This window comes from Allobosea sp. Root381, from assembly GCF_001429395.1.
Classification (GTDB): Bacteria; Pseudomonadota; Alphaproteobacteria; order Rhizobiales; family Beijerinckiaceae; genus Allobosea.
Genome location: NZ_LMJT01000041.1, coordinates 65,223 through 81,347 on the forward strand (window position 1 = coordinate 65,223; position 16,125 = coordinate 81,347).

19 protein-coding genes are annotated in these 16,125 nt (G+C 67.4%); 11 read left to right on the forward strand and 8 right to left on the reverse strand.

Annotated features, from left to right (window positions below; all coding sequences use genetic code 11):
- Positions 1–123: 123 nt before the first annotated feature.
- Both ASE63_RS21740 and ASE63_RS21745 read right to left on the reverse strand, forming a co-directional pair.
- Positions 124–555, reverse strand: coding sequence for a CBS domain-containing protein (locus ASE63_RS21740; protein ID WP_056806542.1), 432 nt, complete (start codon positions 553–555; stop codon positions 124–126).
- Positions 556–729: 174 nt separating this feature from the next.
- Positions 730–1,551, reverse strand: a complete 822-nt coding sequence (locus ASE63_RS21745; protein ID WP_056806545.1) for a rhomboid family intramembrane serine protease — start codon at positions 1,549–1,551, stop codon at positions 730–732.
- A gap of 415 nt (positions 1,552–1,966) precedes the next feature.
- Here ASE63_RS21745 and ASE63_RS21750 point away from each other — a divergent pair, with 415 nt between their 5' ends.
- From ASE63_RS21750 to ASE63_RS21765, 4 genes are all read left to right on the forward strand, one after another.
- Entirely contained in the window at positions 1,967–2,539 is a 573-nt protein-coding gene (locus tag ASE63_RS21750; protein WP_056806548.1) for a PAS domain-containing protein, read from the forward strand.
- 61 nt (positions 2,540–2,600) lie between these two features.
- On the forward strand, positions 2,601–3,215 hold the full coding sequence (locus ASE63_RS21755) for a PilZ domain-containing protein (protein ID WP_056806551.1): 615 nt from the start codon (positions 2,601–2,603) through the stop codon (positions 3,213–3,215).
- 100 nt (positions 3,216–3,315) lie between these two features.
- On the forward strand, positions 3,316–3,966 hold the full coding sequence (locus tag ASE63_RS21760; RefSeq protein ID WP_056806554.1) for an HAD hydrolase-like protein: 651 nt from the start codon (positions 3,316–3,318) through the stop codon (positions 3,964–3,966).
- Between the two features lie 457 nt (positions 3,967–4,423).
- Complete coding sequence (locus tag ASE63_RS21765) at positions 4,424–5,065, forward strand: transglutaminase-like cysteine peptidase (RefSeq protein ID WP_056806557.1); 642 nt, start codon at positions 4,424–4,426, stop codon at positions 5,063–5,065.
- Between the two features lie 180 nt (positions 5,066–5,245).
- On the opposite strand, the gene ASE63_RS21770 is transcribed toward ASE63_RS21765, so the two are convergent.
- Both ASE63_RS21770 and ASE63_RS21775 read right to left on the reverse strand, forming a co-directional pair.
- A complete protein-coding gene (locus ASE63_RS21770) occupies positions 5,246–5,776 on the reverse strand; it encodes a gamma carbonic anhydrase family protein (RefSeq protein ID WP_056806561.1) in 531 nt (176 codons plus the stop codon).
- Positions 5,777–5,836: 60 nt separating this feature from the next.
- Entirely contained in the window at positions 5,837–6,163 is a 327-nt protein-coding gene (locus ASE63_RS21775) for a hypothetical protein (protein ID WP_056806563.1), read from the reverse strand.
- Between the two features lie 159 nt (positions 6,164–6,322).
- Between ASE63_RS21775 and ASE63_RS21780 the strand changes: the two genes are divergently transcribed.
- On the forward strand, positions 6,323–7,084 hold the full coding sequence (locus ASE63_RS21780) for a hypothetical protein (RefSeq protein ID WP_056806567.1): 762 nt from the start codon (positions 6,323–6,325) through the stop codon (positions 7,082–7,084).
- Positions 7,085–7,151: 67 nt separating this feature from the next.
- On the opposite strand, the gene ASE63_RS21785 is transcribed toward ASE63_RS21780, so the two are convergent.
- Complete coding sequence (locus ASE63_RS21785; protein WP_056806570.1) at positions 7,152–7,364, reverse strand: DUF3126 family protein; 213 nt, start codon at positions 7,362–7,364, stop codon at positions 7,152–7,154.
- Between the two features lie 187 nt (positions 7,365–7,551).
- Between ASE63_RS21785 and ASE63_RS21790 the strand changes: the two genes are divergently transcribed.
- The 3 genes from ASE63_RS21790 to ASE63_RS21800 all read left to right on the forward strand — a co-directional run bounded on the left by ASE63_RS21790 (position 7,552) and on the right by ASE63_RS21800 (position 10,227).
- Positions 7,552–8,946 (forward strand): serine hydrolase domain-containing protein, encoded by a 1,395-nt coding sequence (locus tag ASE63_RS21790; RefSeq protein ID WP_244491526.1) that lies wholly within the window; start codon positions 7,552–7,554, stop codon positions 8,944–8,946.
- 73 nt (positions 8,947–9,019) lie between these two features.
- Positions 9,020–9,361 (forward strand): hypothetical protein, encoded by a 342-nt coding sequence (locus tag ASE63_RS21795; RefSeq protein WP_056806573.1) that lies wholly within the window; start codon positions 9,020–9,022, stop codon positions 9,359–9,361.
- Between the two features lie 119 nt (positions 9,362–9,480).
- Positions 9,481–10,227, forward strand: a complete 747-nt coding sequence (locus ASE63_RS21800) for a DUF4239 domain-containing protein (protein ID WP_056806575.1) — start codon at positions 9,481–9,483, stop codon at positions 10,225–10,227.
- A 22-nt stretch (positions 10,228–10,249) separates the two neighbouring features.
- Here ASE63_RS21800 and ASE63_RS21805 read toward each other — a convergent pair whose 3' ends face one another.
- Positions 10,250–11,572 (reverse strand): aminotransferase class I/II-fold pyridoxal phosphate-dependent enzyme, encoded by a 1,323-nt coding sequence (locus ASE63_RS21805; RefSeq protein WP_056807424.1) that lies wholly within the window; start codon positions 11,570–11,572, stop codon positions 10,250–10,252.
- Positions 11,573–11,788: 216 nt separating this feature from the next.
- On the opposite strand from ASE63_RS21805, the gene ASE63_RS21810 reads away from it, so the two are divergent.
- Complete coding sequence (locus ASE63_RS21810) at positions 11,789–12,679, forward strand: LysR family transcriptional regulator (RefSeq protein ID WP_056806578.1); 891 nt, start codon at positions 11,789–11,791, stop codon at positions 12,677–12,679.
- Positions 12,680–12,842: 163 nt separating this feature from the next.
- On the opposite strand, the gene cysE is transcribed toward ASE63_RS21810, so the two are convergent.
- Positions 12,843–13,691: a serine O-acetyltransferase gene (gene cysE, locus ASE63_RS21815; protein ID WP_056807426.1), complete on the reverse strand. Its 849-nt coding sequence runs from the start codon at positions 13,689–13,691 to the stop codon at positions 12,843–12,845.
- A gap of 189 nt (positions 13,692–13,880) precedes the next feature.
- Complete coding sequence (locus ASE63_RS21820) at positions 13,881–14,648, reverse strand: alpha/beta hydrolase (RefSeq protein ID WP_056806581.1); 768 nt, start codon at positions 14,646–14,648, stop codon at positions 13,881–13,883.
- 99 nt (positions 14,649–14,747) lie between these two features.
- Between ASE63_RS21820 and ASE63_RS21825 the strand changes: the two genes are divergently transcribed.
- Positions 14,748–15,716: a heparan-alpha-glucosaminide N-acetyltransferase gene (locus ASE63_RS21825; RefSeq protein WP_162261821.1), complete on the forward strand. Its 969-nt coding sequence runs from the start codon at positions 14,748–14,750 to the stop codon at positions 15,714–15,716.
- Positions 15,717–15,803: 87 nt separating this feature from the next.
- Positions 15,804–16,055, forward strand: a complete 252-nt coding sequence (locus ASE63_RS21830) for a zinc-finger domain-containing protein (protein WP_056806587.1) — start codon at positions 15,804–15,806, stop codon at positions 16,053–16,055.
- Positions 16,056–16,125 lie beyond the last annotated feature (70 nt).

Below are 16,125 nucleotides of genomic sequence, written 5' to 3' on the forward strand. Positions count from 1 at the left end.
GACCGCTGCCGTTTCCGTAAAAGGCGCATGCTGTCGCTGAGCTTATGCGATGAAGCGGCATCGGTTCTGGGTTCCGGGCTCAGGCCTGCGGCCTGCCCCGGAATGACTGCGTTTTCGTGGAAATCAAGCCATCGCGATATAGTCGCGCATCGCGCGGCTTTCGGCCTCGATCGCCGCAACCCGGTGCTTCACCACATCGCCGATCGAGACGAGGCCCGTGACGCGGCCGTTCTCGACCACCGGCACATGGCGGAATCGCCCCGAGGTCATGATCTCCATCAGCTCGTCGACGCTGGTCTGGGGCCGACAGGTCACGACCTTCGAGGTCATCGCGCGCGAGACCGGCAGTTCCAATGCGCCGGCGCCGGTCTCGCCCAATGTGCGGATGATGTCGCGCTCGGACAGGATGCCGACCAGTTTTCCGTCCTCGCCCATCACCACCACCGCACCGATGCGCCGTTCGCTCAGCGTGCGGATCACCTCACCCAGCGTGCGGTGCGGCTGCACGGAGACCACGTCATGGCCCTTGTCGGCCAGAAGCTGCTCGACATTCATCGCGTCTTCCTCCTTGCGGTGGCGCCGTCGCCCCGGCGCGCAGGACTTGTCTGTCCCTGCGGCCGCCGACGGGAATCACGTGCCGGGAAGGCCGCGGGAACGCTGCGAATGATGCAAGTGTGGGGGAAGAGGACGAAGCAGGCAAGCAGTCCTGCGCCTGCCGCGCCAGCGCCTTCAGCGGCGCAGCGCGCCCTTGTCGAGCAATGGGAACAGCATCAGCCCGACGAGGAACCCGCCGATATGGGCCTCCCAGGCGATGCTGGTCTCCTCGCCCAGGATCGGCACCAGCCCGGCCCCGAACAGGATATTGGTGATGAACCAGATCGCGATGAACAGAAGCGCGCGCGAGTTCCGCCAAAGCTGCCCCATCGGCTCTGCCGGGATCGCCCGCACGACGGCATCGTCGGCGAGCGAGCCGAACCGCAGCCCCGGCGCGAAGACGAAGCGGATCGCCGCCGCGGTCGCGCCCGAGACAGCCGCGGAAGCGCCGACGAGCGGCAGCACGTCGAGCTCGCGCGACCACCAGTGCAGCAGCGCCCCACCGATGGTCGAGAGCCCCATCAGGGTGAGGAAGGAGCCGGTGCCGAGCCGGCGCGCCACAGGGCTGCCGAAGGCCGCGAGCCAGACGAGGTTCGTCACCAGATGCAGCCAGGAGCCGTGCAGCAGTCCGTAGCTGAGAAGCGTCCACAGCCGCGGACCGCCATCGGCCAGCAGCAGCCTAACCAGTTGCAACCGGTCAGCCAGGTCCTGCCCCTGCACCGCACCGGCCATGGCGGCGACGAGGTCATCGATCCGGTCCGGCGCCAGCCACAGGCTCAGGCGCGCCGGGACGAAGGCCAGCCACGACATCAGCACGTAGTCGTCATAGGCAGAGAGCAGCTCCCGGCCGCCCTGAATCAGGACGAGCAGCAGCGACAGCCAGACGATCGCTGTCGGCAGGTTGAGGGCGGGTTCGCGCTGGCTGGACGGGGGCGCGGCGGGAGGGGTGTGGGACATGCGCGGCAACCTTGCCGAAGCCGGCGCCGGTGGCAAGCGAGCGCCGCCGCCGGCGCGTGAAAAAGGGGGAGCAGCCATGAGGCGCCCCCCCTTCCCCCGGCTGTGCGGGCGCTCCCTTTTTTGTGACGCGGGCGCCTCTGCACCTCCCCCCACCGGCTCGTCTGGCTTCAGGCTCCAACGTCCGACCAATGCGGACAATTTGATAAGCATTTTAAGCAGTTATCCACAATCTAAACGCTTCGTTAACCCTAACGCCGCGTTTACCCGAAAAGCCACGGGCTAGCATGGCAAGACGGCATGCCGCCTGCGACCTTCGCTGCACGAAGGACTGATTCGTCCCTCCGCCGGACGTTTCTGCACCATCGCGGGACGCCGGGTAGGCGAAAGCCTGGAGCCGGCAGCATTGGGAAGCGGAATGAAGAATACGAGCACCCGCCTGGTTTTCGAATACTGGGACGTCCTGCGGGGCGAACGGGCTGCACCGGAGCGCGGCGAGATCGAACCTGGCGCCTTGCGCCATGCCCTCGCCGACACCTTCGTGCTGGAGAACGAACCGATCGGCCCCGTCTTCAGGCTTGCGGGAACGCGGCTCTGTGCCCTGCTTGGCCACGAACTGCGCGGCCGGCCCTTCACCGCGCTGTGGCCGGATGTCGAGTCGCAGGCGGAAATGCGTCGTCTGACCCAGACCGTGATGGACGAGACTGCCGGTGCCGTCGCAGGGCTCGCCGGCGAGACGCGGGCCGGTTCGCCGGTCTATCTGGAACTGCTTCTGCTGCCGCTGCGCTATCGCGGCCGCACCCATGCGCGCATGCTCGGCGCGCTCTCGGCCACGGCGGCACCGGAATGGCTGGGCCTCGACACCCTGGACTCGATGCGGATGATCTCGCTGCGCATGCTCTGGCCCGGCGTCGGCCTGCGCCCGCAGCCGCAGCCGCCCGTCCGCTCCTACCCGCCGAAATTGATGGTTTTGCCGGGCGGCCGCGCCTGACTGGCTAACGATACGTTAACCCCCGCCCTTATAGGATCGGCTGAAATCAGGCTGATCTTTGATGTTGAGCGCCCTTCAAACGCCCCGCGCGGCCACACGCACTGCCGAGCGCAGGCGCCATCATCGCATGAAGGTCGTCCTGCTGGGCCGCTACATGCTGCCCAACCGCATGGAATATCCCTGCCAGACGATCGACATCTCGCCGGGCGGCCTCCATCTCGCCGCGCCCGCCCGCGCCAATCCCGGCGACCGCGTCATCGTCTATCTCGAGCATCTCGGCCGCATCGAAGGCTCTTGCGTGCGCACGACGATGGAAGGCTTCGCGATGACCATCACCGCGACCAGCCGCAAACGCGAAAAATTCACCGCCCAGCTGACCTGGCTCGCCAATCGCGAGGAACTCGGCCTCCCCGAGGATCGCCGCCATGAGCGGATCGTCCCGCGCAACCCGCGCTCTGTCGTGACGATGGACGACGGCACGGAGCACGTCGTCCGCATCATCGACATCTCGCTCTCCGGCACGGCGTTCACCACCGATCTCGACCTGCCGATCAACACGCCGGTTCGCATCGGCTCGACGCCGGCCAAGGTGCTGCGCCGTTTCGACGGCGGCTACGCCGCCGAATTCCGCTTCCCGCTCTCGGCCGACCTGCTCGACGAGAACCTGGAACTCTGAGGCTCGCCGCGGCAGGGAGGCGAAGCCGGTCCTCGCGCTTGCGCAACCCGGCAGCACCGGCGATAGCCGTCGGCGATTCCAAACCGCTGAAACGCCGGCCATGCCGTATAAGCTGATCATCTTCGATTTCGACGGGACGCTCGCCGACACCTTTCCCTGGTTCGCGACTGTGCTGAACGGCGTGGCAGACCGCTACCGCTTCCGGCGGATCCAGCCGGACGAGGTCGAGACGCTGCGTGGCCAGAGCGCCCGGCATCTCGTCGCGCATCTCGGCGTCGCACGCTGGAAGCTGCCCTTCATCGCGAGCCATATGCGCCGGCTGGCGGCAAGGGATAGCCACGGCATCGCGCTTTTTCCGGGTGTCGAGGCCATGCTGCGCCAGCTCCGGCAGGACGGTTTCGTGCTCGCGATCGCCAGTTCCAACTCGGAGAGCAACATCCGCCGGGCGCTCGGCCCCGAGCTCGCGGCGACGTTCACGCATTTTGCCTGTGGCGCCGGGCTGTTCGGCAAGGCGGCAAAATTCCGGCAGCTCGCGAAGCAGGCCGGAATCGCGCATCGCGACAGCCTCTGCATCGGCGACGAGATCAGGGATTTCGAGGCCGCAGGCGACGCCGGCATGGCCTTCGGAGCCGTCAGCTGGGGCTTTACCAGCGCCGCGGCCCTACAGGCACTCGGGCCAACCTTCATGTTCTCGCATCCCGAGGAGATCGAGGCGCGATTACGGGCTGATGGCGCCGCGGACTCGGCCTGACCCTCCGCGCTTAGAGGCCGTATGGAAACGCCAGCTCTCATCCTGAAGTCTGGCCTAAGATCCGTTGTGTGATCTCAAGCGCCTAACCACGCTCATTCCCTGGCCGTCACTCCGTGCCAGCGGCGCAGACCCGGAATGACGGCCAGGGGCAAACGAGGGCTCTTGTAAGCGCTCGTTTCAGTCCCGGCCATGCTCCTCATCATTGCGGCTCATAGGCCTGCGCGAGCCTCCGCCAGCCCGACGCAGGGTTAATCAATTGAAATTATCGGCCGGCCCGCTATAATTAACGAACTCTGAAACCAGCGCTCAAATTTGTTACCACCGCGTTTTCGGGGGATTTATATTAAGATTTTTTCGCGGTATATCCCCGCGAATTCAATAGAATTGTCTGTATTCGCTTCAAACCAAATCCATGCGCTGACGGCATCGTCCACCCCAGGGACAGAAAGGGGACGACATGCTTCTCAATCATCGCAATTTCTTCGGTTCGGCTCTGGCTATTCTTGTGGCCGTCGGCAGCGCAACGATAGCCCAGGCCCAGCAGGGCAGCGCGGGAATTCCCATCGCCAGCCTTCCGGCCGATGCCTCGGGCGATGCCCGGGCGCCCTATGCCTGGAACGACTTCTGCAAGCGCAGCCCGGCCGAATGCCGCGTCAATCCCAACGAGCCCGAGCGCGTCGAGATGACGCCCAAGCTCTGGAAGGCGATCATTTCGATGAACCTGCGCGTCAACCGCGAGATCGAAGCCATCACCGACGAGGAACACTGGGGCGTCGTCGATCGCTGGGACCTCGCCGAGGACGGCAAGGGCGACTGCGAGGAATTCGCTTTGGTCAAGCGCAAGCGCCTAGCCGAGGCCGGCGTGCCGCGCCGGGCCATGCTCGTGACTGTCGTCATCGACGAGGAGAATGCCGGCCACGCCGTGCTGATGATCCGCACCGATCGCGGCGACTTCATCCTCGACAACAAGCGCAACGCCGTCCTGCCCTGGAGCCAGACCGGCTACATCTACGTCAAGCGCGAGTCGCAGCTGCGTACCGGCTGGACCTCGCTCGGCGGCGCGCAGACCGCGACCGTCGCATCGGTTCGCCGGAACTGACGGGAGTTCGGCCGCCGCCGGCTTGCCGCGGCGACCGTCAAAACGAGATCGGAGGGGCGCCTGCCTCTCCGGATGGATGGCGAGACTTGGTCACGTCCCCACCCACCCGTCCCTAAGGCCGGGTTTCGCCACAGGGCCGGCCCCCTCCCCGGGGCCGGCCTGCCGCTTTTCGGTCTCTTTTCAGTCCAGCCGCACCAGGCCGGCGGCGAACTGCTTCCAGCGCGCGGCATAGCCGCGAGCCGTGGCGGCAATACCGGCGGCTGCCGCCTCGTCCAGCGTGCGGATCGCACGGGCCGGCGAGCCGACGATCAGCGAGTTGTCCGGGAATTCCTTGCCTTCGGTGACGAGCGCATTGGCGCCGACCAGGCTGTTGCGGCCGATCCGGGCGCCGTTCAGCACGGTCGCGCCCATCCCGACCAGACTGTTCTCGCCGATGATGCAGCCATGCAGGATGGCACGGTGGCCGATGGTGCAGCCTTCCCCGACCACCAACGGATAGCCCATGTCGGTATGCATCACGCAGCCTTCCTGGACGTTGCTGCCGGCACGGATCTCGATCCACTCGTTGTCGCCGCGCAGCACGCTGCCGAACCAGATGCCGACATCGGCGCCAACACGGATCTTGCCGATGAGATGCGCATCCGGAGCCAGCCACCATTCTCCGGCCGGCGGCGTTTCGGGCTTCAGTCCATCGAGCGAGTAGAGCGGCATGTCAGGCATCCTTCAGGCACGGGCGGCCCCGACAGGAGTGGCCGGCTCACGCCGTTGCCGTCAAGTACCGACCAGATGAAGCAGGTCGAGCACGACACGCCCGCTGGCGATGCTCCAGATCGAGGCGACCATCCCGGCCAGCATCACGAACATGAAGGGCCGCCCCTCGCCCCGCCGGCTGCGCGCCGTGTTGCGCAGGATCAGGAAGGGCGCGCAGAAGACCACCACCGGAACGCTCGCCACCGCCGCCAGCCCGCCCGACCGGAGCAGTTCGAAATCGACGCGCTGCGCCGTGAACAGCTCGAAGGCGCTGGCCAGCAAGCCCGCGAAGGCAAGACCGATGAACAGCGATTGAAGCGCTTCGTGCGCAACGGGGTCGATCGACACGGGCGCAGATCCCCAAGGGTGATGGCCCGGAGCCTGCCGTATGGTTTATGAAGTGTGAAGAAGAGCCTTGAGCAATGGTTAACGTCGCGGCCGGCATGGTTTACGGGGCATTAACGCGCTGATGCTTGACTGGCGGAGCATCTCCCCAAGGCGCCGCCCGTGACCGCATATCACCCGCAAGACCTGATTCAGGACTCTGTCTACGACCCGGCCGCGCAGCAGAGCCTGCGCGCCCAGCACGGGGCCGGGCTGGCGCATATGGTCCGCTCGCGCCTGAAGCGCCCGCGGCCGCCGCTGCCTCGGGCGGACGGCGCGCTGCTCAAGGCGACGGCTGCGATCATGCTGGCGGGTGCGCTGATGACCGGGCTCGCCCACCATCTCACGCAACGCGGCGCGGCGACCGAGCCTGTCGTGCAGCCGGCCCGGATCGGCGAGGTTTCGTTGATGGTGCCGCAGAATTTGACCGGCGCCGCGGAAGACGATGCCAGCCAGCTCGTCGGCATGGTGCGCTTGCGGCTGGATTGGCCGAGCCTCGGCCCCGCGCAACCTCAGAACCGCCAGCGGCTGCTCGTGACGCTCAGCCCCCCGGACAAGGTCAACGAGCCGCAGACGCAATTATCCGTCTATGCCCGCTTCCTCACCCCGACGGTCTGGTCCAATCCCGGCGGGCTCGTGGTGCGCGGCTTCCGCAAAGGCTCGCCCTATCAGGGCGACGAGCTCTATGTCTCGGTGCCGGACGGGCGCGGTTTCGCGGCACGCTGCCCGCTCGAGAACGGCCGGCTCGATCTCGACGAGCTCTGCCGCGTCACCTTCCGGCATCGCGGCATGGATGTGAACATCCGTTTTCCGCGCGCGATCATCGCCGACTGGGAGCTGATGCTCGGCGGCGTCCGCCGCACCATCGACGTCATGATGCGCTGAGGCCCCGCCAGCAGCGGGAGCGCACCAGGCAGGCGGCCGAATCGGGCGCCCGCCTGCGCAAAATCCCTCAATCCTCGAGGTCGACGTCGAGGATCGCCATGGTGAAGTTGAACGAGCGGTCGCCGTCCTCGTCATCGACATGGATGATGCCGATGAACTCCTCGCCGAGATAGACCTCGGCCGAATCCGTCTTCTTCATCCGCGCGCGCACGCTGATGGCGTGGTTGGCGAAAGTGCGCCGCAGGTAGCCTTCGAGCTTGGCGAGTTCTGTCTTGTCCATGGTCTCTCGTCCTTATCGGTTGGCGGGAGCGATGCCATGATGGGGCCGGGAGGGCAAGCAAAAGGCTGTTCGGCCCCTGCCCCGCCGCCCGTTCCCGCGTCGCGCCTGGCCCGCATGGCGAGGGCCGCCGCACCGCACTGCCGCGCGCGGCATGATCGTGCCATCTTGCGCGCACCCGCGACCGCCGATGACGGATACCCTCATGACGCCCTGGCTTCCCGCTGCCCTGAACTATGTCTCGAGCTGGCTTGCCTACCAGCTTCGCCACCACGGCCAGCCAGGCTGCTCGGTGGCGATCGCCAGCGGCCAGGAGGTCGTGCTGGAAGCGGCCTTCGGCAGCGCCGATCTGGCCACGGGCGAGCCGCTGACGCCGCGTCACGGCTTCCGAATCGCATCCCATTCCAAGACCTTCACGTCGGTCGGCATCCTGCGCCTCGCCGAAACCGGAAGGCTGCGGCTCGACGATGCCGTCGGGACCTATGTGAGTGGGCTGCATCCCGAGGTCGCGGCGCTCACCCTGACGCAGCTCCTCTCCAACAGCGGCGGGCTGACCCGGGACGGCGCCGACAACGGCCAGTTCCGTGACCGCAAGCCCTTCCTCCGCAAGGCCGAACTGCTGGCCGACCTCGCCTTGCCGCCCGTCCTGCCGTCCTCGCAGCGCTTCAAATACTCCAATCACGGCTTCGGCCTGCTCGGCCTGGTCATCGCTTCCGTCACCGGCGAGAGCTATGACGACTGGATCTCCGAGAATGTCGTCGCCGCTGCCGGCCTGACCGAGGCCGAGCCGGACATCGACCGCTGGGCGCCGCGGCCGCGCGCCAAGGGCCATAGCGGCCAGCTGCCGCTCGGGCGCCGCATCGTCATTCCGGCCGACAGCCCCGGCAACGACATGGCTTCAGCCACCGGCTTCGTCGGCACCGCGGCCGATGTCGTGCGCTTCTTTTCGCAGCTCTCGCCCAAGGCCGAGCGCAGCATCCTGTCCCCGCAAAGCCGCCGCGAGATGAGCCGCCGCCTCTGGCCGGACTCGGAGAGCGAGCTCGGCCGCCATTACGGCCTGGGCACGATCTCCGGCGGCGACGGCGACTGGGCCTGGTTCGGCCATTCCGGCGGCTTCCAGGGCGTCATCACCCGCACGGCCATCCTGACCGAACAGGGCCTGACGATCTCGGTGCTGACCAATGCCGTCGACGGCCTCGCCCATCCCTGGCTCGACGGCATCATCCACATCCTGAAGCGCTTCTCGAAGCTCGGCGCCCCCACGCCGGCGACGGAAGCCTGGTCGGGCCGCTGGTGGTCGCTCTGGGGCGTCATCGATCTCGTGCCCTTCGCCGACAAGGTGCTCTGTGCCAATCCGGCGCTGTTTGCGCCCTTCTTCGATGCCCCCGAGATCAAGCTCGAGGGGCCCGATCTCGGGCGGATCGCGAAGGCTTCCGGGTTCAGCAGCCCCGGAGAGACCTGCCGCCTCGTCCGCGGCACCGACGGCAAGGTCGCCTCCGTCCAGATCGCCGGGGGGCATCTGCTAACCGAGGCGGAGCTCCAGGCCGAGATGACCGAGCGCTACGGCCAGCAGGCTTCCGCCTAGGCGCCAGCCGCCACACCGACGATGCCACGCATTCGCCGCCTTCGCCCCCGATCTTCTCGGCGAGGGCCAGCGGATGCGTGTCGTCGCCTCGATCGCCATGGCAGGTCTTGTCGCCTTGGGAGCCTCGCAGCCGCGCGCCCATCAGGCTCCGATGGGCTGGGACTATCCATATCACTGCTGCTCTGGCGCCGACTGCGCCCAGATCGAGGCCGAGGCCGTGCGGGAAAGCCCTTATGGCTTCGTCGTCACGATCCTCCCCGGCGAGCATCCGATGTGGCCAACCGAGCGGCGCAAGAGCCTCACCGTTTACGTCCCCTATGATAAGGCGACCGCCTCCCCCGACGGGCGCTGGCACCTCTGCATCAACGATGCGGGCGATCTGCTCTGCTTCTTCGCACCGAGCGGCGATTCGTAATGCGAGACCGCCGGGCCGCTGTCCGAAATTTTGTTCGGTATCTGCTCCCGCCTTGGGTTATCCATAGGTAACCTTCCAGCGAACCAGCCTCCCAGCGCATCGAGAAGCAGGCACCGGCCATGAGCCCCATCGAAGTCGGCGGCATCGCCTTCCTGTGCGTCTTCGGCGCCGCGTCGATCGGGATCCTGCTGCGGGCACGCGTGCCCGACCATCACCTGAGCGCCGACTCGCGCGACGCGATCAAGCTCGCCATCGCGGTGATCGGCACGCTGTCGGCGCTGGCGCTCGGCCTGCTGATCGCCTCGGCGAAGCGCTCCTTCGACGAGGCCGGCCAGGAATTGCGGACGACCGCGGCGCATATCGTCCTGCTCGACCGGGTGCTGGCGCATTACGGGTCGGACATCGCCGCGACACGCACCACGCTGCGAGTCCTGCTCGAGGGTCGTCTCCGCGAAGGCCGCGCCGAGGACCAGCGCGTGGTGAGCGACGGAATGGACATCGAGCCGGTGCAGGATGCGCTGCGCGGCCTTGCTCCCCAGACCGACGCCCAGCGCTGGCTCCAGATCCGGGCGCTCAATCTGACCGCCCAGATCGCCGAGGCACGCTGGATGCGCACGGAAACGGAAGTGTCCGGCTTCCCATCGGCCTTCCTCGCCTTCCTGATCGTCTGGCTGACCCTGCTCTTCGGCTCGTTCGGCCTGCTGGCGCCACCCAACGCCACGGTCATCGCGATCTTCCTGGTCTGCGCGCTCGCGATCACCGGAGGGCTCGTCCTGATCATCGACATGGATCATCCCTATCTCGGCATGATCCAGGTCTCCGACGCGCCGCTGCACCGGGCGCTGGAACGGCTCGGCCGCCCTTAGAGCGGTGCGCGCGCCCGACAGGTCACCGCATGTAATGCAGCTCCCGGAAGCGCGAGCGGAATGCGGTCACGTCGGCCGCGACCGCCGCGGCCGGCCGCGAACCGTTCAGGCCTTCGGCGATGTAGCGGGCCAGTTCCGGCATGTCGGCCGGCGCCATGCCGAAGCGCACGATCTCCGGCGTCCCGAGCCTGAGACCGTTCACGTCGCCGGCAACCTCGGCCAGCGGCAGGCCGATGCCGCAGCTCAGGATGTTGACCTGCCGCAGGCGCTTCGCCGCCGCCTGCCCGCCGCCATAGGGCGCCGCCTCGATGGCGAACTGGTGCGAGGCGGTGATGCCGCGGTCGCGCGCGAACACCGGGATCTGGTGCTCGACCAGGGCCTGCGCCAACGCCTGCGCCGTCTGCGCCATCATCGCGGCGTAAGCCCGCCCATGTGCCTTCCAGTCGAGCAGCGTGATCGCCAGCGAGGCCGACTTCGCCGCATCGAAATTGGCTGTCAGGCCGGGATAGGCCACCGCATCGAGCCGGCGCGCGATCTCGGCGTCATTGGTGACGATCAGCCCCGATGGCGGCCCGCCCAGGCTCTTGTAGGTGCTCATCGTCATGAGGTGAGCGCCCTCTTCCAGCGGCTGCTGCCAGCCCTGGCCGGCGATCATGCCCGACATATGCGCCGCATCGAACAGCACCAGCGCACCGACCTCGTCGGCGATGGCGCGGATCTCGCGGATCGGATGCGCGAAGAGATTGAGGCTGCCGCCGATGCTGATCAGCTTGGGCTGCAGCCGCAACGCATCCTCCCGCAGCCGCGCGATGTCGACCGTATAGTTCACTGGATCAACCGGGGCGGGATGCGTGACGATGCCGTAGAGCCCGGCCGCGCCGGCGCCGTGATGGGTGACATGCCCGCCGATCTCGCCCGGCGGCGCGATGATGCAGTCGCCCGGCTTGGCCGCGACCATGAAGGCATAGAGATTGGCGATCGCGCCGGAGGGCACGCGGATCTCGGCATATTTCGCGCCGAAGACCTCGGCCGCGAGTTCGGCGGCGATGACCTCGATCTGCTCGATCGCCTCCAGCCCCATCTCGTATTTGTCGCCCGGATAGCCGAGCGACGGCCTCGCGCCCAGCCCGGCGGCCAGCGCCGCCTCCGCCTTCGGGTTCATCACATTGGTGGCGGGGTTCAGGTTGACGCAGTCACGCTCGTGGATCGCCCGGTTCTCCACCGTCAGCGCGCCGATCCGCGCCTCGATCGCATCCAGCGACAGGCCCGCGACGCCGGCGGCGACCTCCAGAACATAGTCCTCGCTCGGTTGCGGAACCCAGTCGCGCCTGCCCAGAGCCGTCATCGTCATCTCTCCCGAAAGAACGCGTGATCGCGTTCTCGATCAATCGTTTAGAGGCGCATTCACCGATCAGGTCGCTTCAACCTGATCGGATCCGGCTCCAGGCGCGAAAACCCTTCCACAATCCACCGCATCAGAGCGGTTTGCGCAGCGTCGCGCAAACGAGTAATCCTCGCTCCGAGGCCGAGAAATTCTCACCCTTTTCGCCGGACTTGCCCCATGCCCGTCAAGCCGCCGCGGCCGCGCCTGCCGTCCCTCAACGCGCTGCGCGCCTTCGAGGCGGCGGCGCGCTGCGAAAGCTTCGTCAAGGCGGCCGAGGAGCTCGGCGTCACCGCCGGCGCCGTGACCCAGCAGATCCGGCAGCTCGAGGCTTGGCTCGGCTTTCCGCTGTTCCGGCGGCTGGCGCAGGGCGTCGTGCCGACCGAGGCCGCGCTCTCTGCTCTGCCCCGGCTGACGCGCGGCTTCGACACGCTGGCGCAGGCGGTCCAGGGGCTGCGCGACAGCGATACGGGCCGCGCCTTCAGCATCGCCGCCCTGCCCTGCATCGCCCAGCTCTGGCTGTCGCCGCGCCTCGCCGATCTGCAGCGCAACTGGCCGCAGCTGCATGTCTCGATTTCGGCGATGGAGGAGCCGCCCGATCCCCGGCGCGACCCGCACGACCTGGCGATCTTCTACCGCGAACCGGGCACGATCCCCGGCGCCGTCTGCCTGCCCGACGAAGACACGATCCTGCCCGTCTGCAGCCCGGGCCTCGCCAGCAAGATCCGGCTGCCTGGCGATCTCGCCGGGCAGACCCTGCTGCATGATGCGGTCTGGCGCTCGGACTGGGCCCGCTGGCTCGCCTTCGCGGGCGGCGCCGCCGATGTCGATGCCGGTCGCGGCCCGCGCTTCTCGCTCTACAGCCTCGCGCTCGATGCGGCGCTGTCCGGCTCGGGCGTGCTGATGGGACGGAGCAGCCTGATCGTCGGCCATCTTCGCGACGGCCGGCTGGTCGCACCCTTCGCGACGGCGATGCCGCTGCGCGAGCGGCTGACCTTCACCGCCTCGACGCAGGGCCGCCCGGATTCGCGGCAGGCGGAGATCGCCGCCTGGCTTGCCGCCTCGACGTAAGAGTTGTCTGCCCCCCTCAGCCCTCATCCTGAGGAGCGCCGTAGGCGCGTCTCGAAGGATGCTCCAGTTGTCTCCGGAACCTCCTGGAGCATCCTTCGAGACGCCGCTCCGCGGCTCCTCAGGATGAGGGCTGGAGTTCTAAAGCGGACTTTGAGGGCCCCCCTCAGATATGGGCGCCGCAGTCGCCTTCCAGGATCTGGTCCATCGAGCGCGAGGGCTCGGCACAGCCGGCCTCGCCGACGACCTTCGCCGGAACCCCTGCCACGGTCATGTTGCGCGGCACCGGCGCGAGCACGACGGAACCGGCCGCGACGCGGCTGCACTGGCCGATCTCGATATTGCCGAGAATCTTGGCACCGGCGCCGATCAGCACGCCCTTGCGGATCTTGGGGTGGCGGTCGCCGCCCTGCTTGCCCGTGCCGCCCAGCGTCACGCTGTGGAGCAGCGAGACATCGTCCTCGATCACCGCCGTCTCACCGACGACGAGTCCGGTGGCATGGTCGAGGAAGACGCCCTTGCCGATGCGCGCCGCGGGGTTGATGTCGGTTTGGAAGACCTCCGACGAACGGCTCTGCAGATAGAGCGCGAAATCCCGCCGGTCCCGCCGCCACAGCCAATGCGCCAGCCGGTGGCACTGCAGGGCGTGGAAGCCTTTGAAAAACAGCAGCGGCTCGAGGACGCGATAGCAGGCCGGGTCGCGGTCGAGCACCGCCACCACGTCGGCGCGCATGCCCTGGCCGATCGTCTCGTCCGCGGCGAGCGCCTCGGTAAAGGCCTGCTCGATCAGGTCCGCGGTCACGGCCGGGTGGCTGAGCCTGGCCGCGACGCGATGGCCGACCGCCGCCTCGAAGCTCGGCTGGTTCAGCACGGACGCGACAATCAGGCTGCCCAGAGACGGCTCGGCGGCGATGGCGAGCTCTGCCTCGCGCCGCAGCCTGGACCAGATCGGATCGACGCGGTCGAGGCCGGTCGCAAGATCCCGCGCTTCCGCGGCGGAACGCCCTGACGGCATCATCGTTCTCCAAAAAAACCGTTCGGCGATGGCAATACTAGCACTGGATGGGACGCTCGCGCCAAAGATGATTTGCCGGCCACCATTGAATCAATCTGCGAAGCAGCGGATTCAAATTGTCAGCGGATACCCGCAAGGCCTTGGTAAATCCAAGTTTTTTCGCGAAACCGCCACGCAAAACCTCGTTTCTCACAAGCGCGACAGGAATGCCAGCACTGCCTGCTTGTGGCTCTTGTCGCCGACCGCGAGGTTGTGGTCGCGCCCCTCGATGTCGAACGCCTCGGCGTCCGGGATCAGCGCAGCCAGTTCCCGCCCGGGGCCGGCGACATCGTCCGCCGTTCCGACGCTGACGAGGGTCGGGACCGCGATGCGGCCGACCTCCTCGACGCTCAGAACCTGCCGCGAGCCCCGAATACAGGCAGCCAGGGCCTTGAGGTCGGACTTCGTCGCCTCGGCGAAGGCGCGGAACATGCGCTGCATCGGGTCGGTCAGCCCATCGAGCGACGGCGCCTCCATCGCGTCGGCGATGCCGAGCGGCAGACCGACGCCCTCGACGAGATGGATGCCGAGGCCGCCGAGCAGCAGCCCCTTCACCCGCTGGGGATGCGCCAGCGCCAGATGCGCCGAGATCCGCGCCCCCATCGAATAGCCCATCACGAAGGCGCGGGGTATGTCGAGATGGTCCATCAGCCGGCGCACATCCTCGGCCATGACCTGGGAGGAATAGGCGGCGGGGTCGTAAAGCTTCTCGCTCTCGCCATGGCCGCGATTGTCCAGCGCGACGACGCGGTAGCCCGCATGGGTCAGGGTCTTCGTCCACTGGGTGTTGACCCAGTTGACCATATGGCTGGAGCCGAAGCCGTGGACGAGCACGATCGTTTCGTGCCGCGGCTGGTCGCCAGTGGGCGCGAGATCGATAAAGGCGAGATTGACCCCGTCTGACGAGAAGCTTTGCATGGCGAACCGTGGTGATCGGCGTTGAACGTCGCCCTTCACCTGCCATGCCGGAAGCGCTTTGGGTAGCGGCCTCGACGCAGCTTGCCTATGAAGGCGGCCATGAGCGACGCGTCCGCCCTTGCCGGCCTGCCCCCTTCCCGCTCGCGCTTCGACATTGTCGACCTCGCGCGCGGCCTCGCATTGCTGGCGATGTTCGTCTTCCACTTCGCCTATGACCTATCCTCGCTCCGGCTGATCGATTTCGACGTCCAGTCCGAGCCCGGCTGGCGCTGGTTCGCGCGGCTGATCGCCGGGAGCTTCCTTACCCTGGTCGGCGTCAGCCTGGTGCTGGCGACCCGCAACAGCCTGAACCGGCACGCCTATCTGAAGCGCCTCGTCATGGTCGCGGCCGCAGCGGGGGCGGTGACGCTGGCGACCTTCTTCTTCATGCCGCAGAGCTTCATCTTCTTCGGCATCCTGCATCAGATCGCGCTGGCGAGCGTGCTGGCCCTGCCGTTCCTGCGCCTGCCGACGCTGGCCGTCGCCGTCGCGGCGCTGATCGTCTTCGCCATGCCCGCGCTCGTCGCGCATCCGGTTCTCGACCAGCCGGCGCTGCTCTGGCTCGGCCTGTCGCGCGTTCCCGTCGTGACGGCCGACTACGTCCCGGTCTTTCCCTGGTTCGGCTGCGTGCTTTTGGGCATCGTGCTGGCGCGGCTGGCCCTGCCGCGGCTGGAATCGTCACGCCTCGCGACCTGGCGTCCCCGGGGCCTTCCCGCGCGGATCATGGTCTGGGGCGGCCGGCACAGCCTCCTGGTCTATCTTGTCCACCAGCCCGTCTTCATCGCCACGCTTTCGCTGGTGGCGTTTCTGGTGCCGGCGCCCGTCAAGGAGGGCAACGCCTTCCAGATCATGTGCGAACGCAGCTGCACCGCGCAGGCGGCCGCCGATTTCTGCGCCAGGGCCTGCGCCTGCACCGTCGAAACATTGAAGCGTGAGCAATTGCTCAGCCGCGCCGTCGGCAATGCGCTGACACCGTCCGAGACGCAGCGCCTCAGCGAGATCGCGCGGAGCTGTTCCCCGGCCCGGTAGGTTTACCGGCAGCGACAAGCGCGCGCTGGCATCCTGCGGCCGGACGCGTTAAGTCTCCGCGCAGAGATAACCCTGCAGGGCACGATCATGGCCGATCACGGCATTCCGCATTTCCACAACGACGCCGGCGTCGCCGTCATCCATGTCAGCGCGCATGAGTTCATGTGCATCGGCGCCAAGCCGCCCTTCGACCATCCGCATGTCTATCTCGACATGGGCTCGGACCACGAGATCGTCTGCCCCTATTGCTCAACGCTGTTCAAATACGACGCCTCGCTGAAGGCCGGCACCTGCTCGCCGCCGGAATGCGCGCATCAGGAAGCGGCCAAGGCTGCCTGAACCGAGGCCGCTCCTGCGACACGGGTTCTGAGGGGCACCCGCGTCACCCCAAATCGACTGCTGAAGGCGT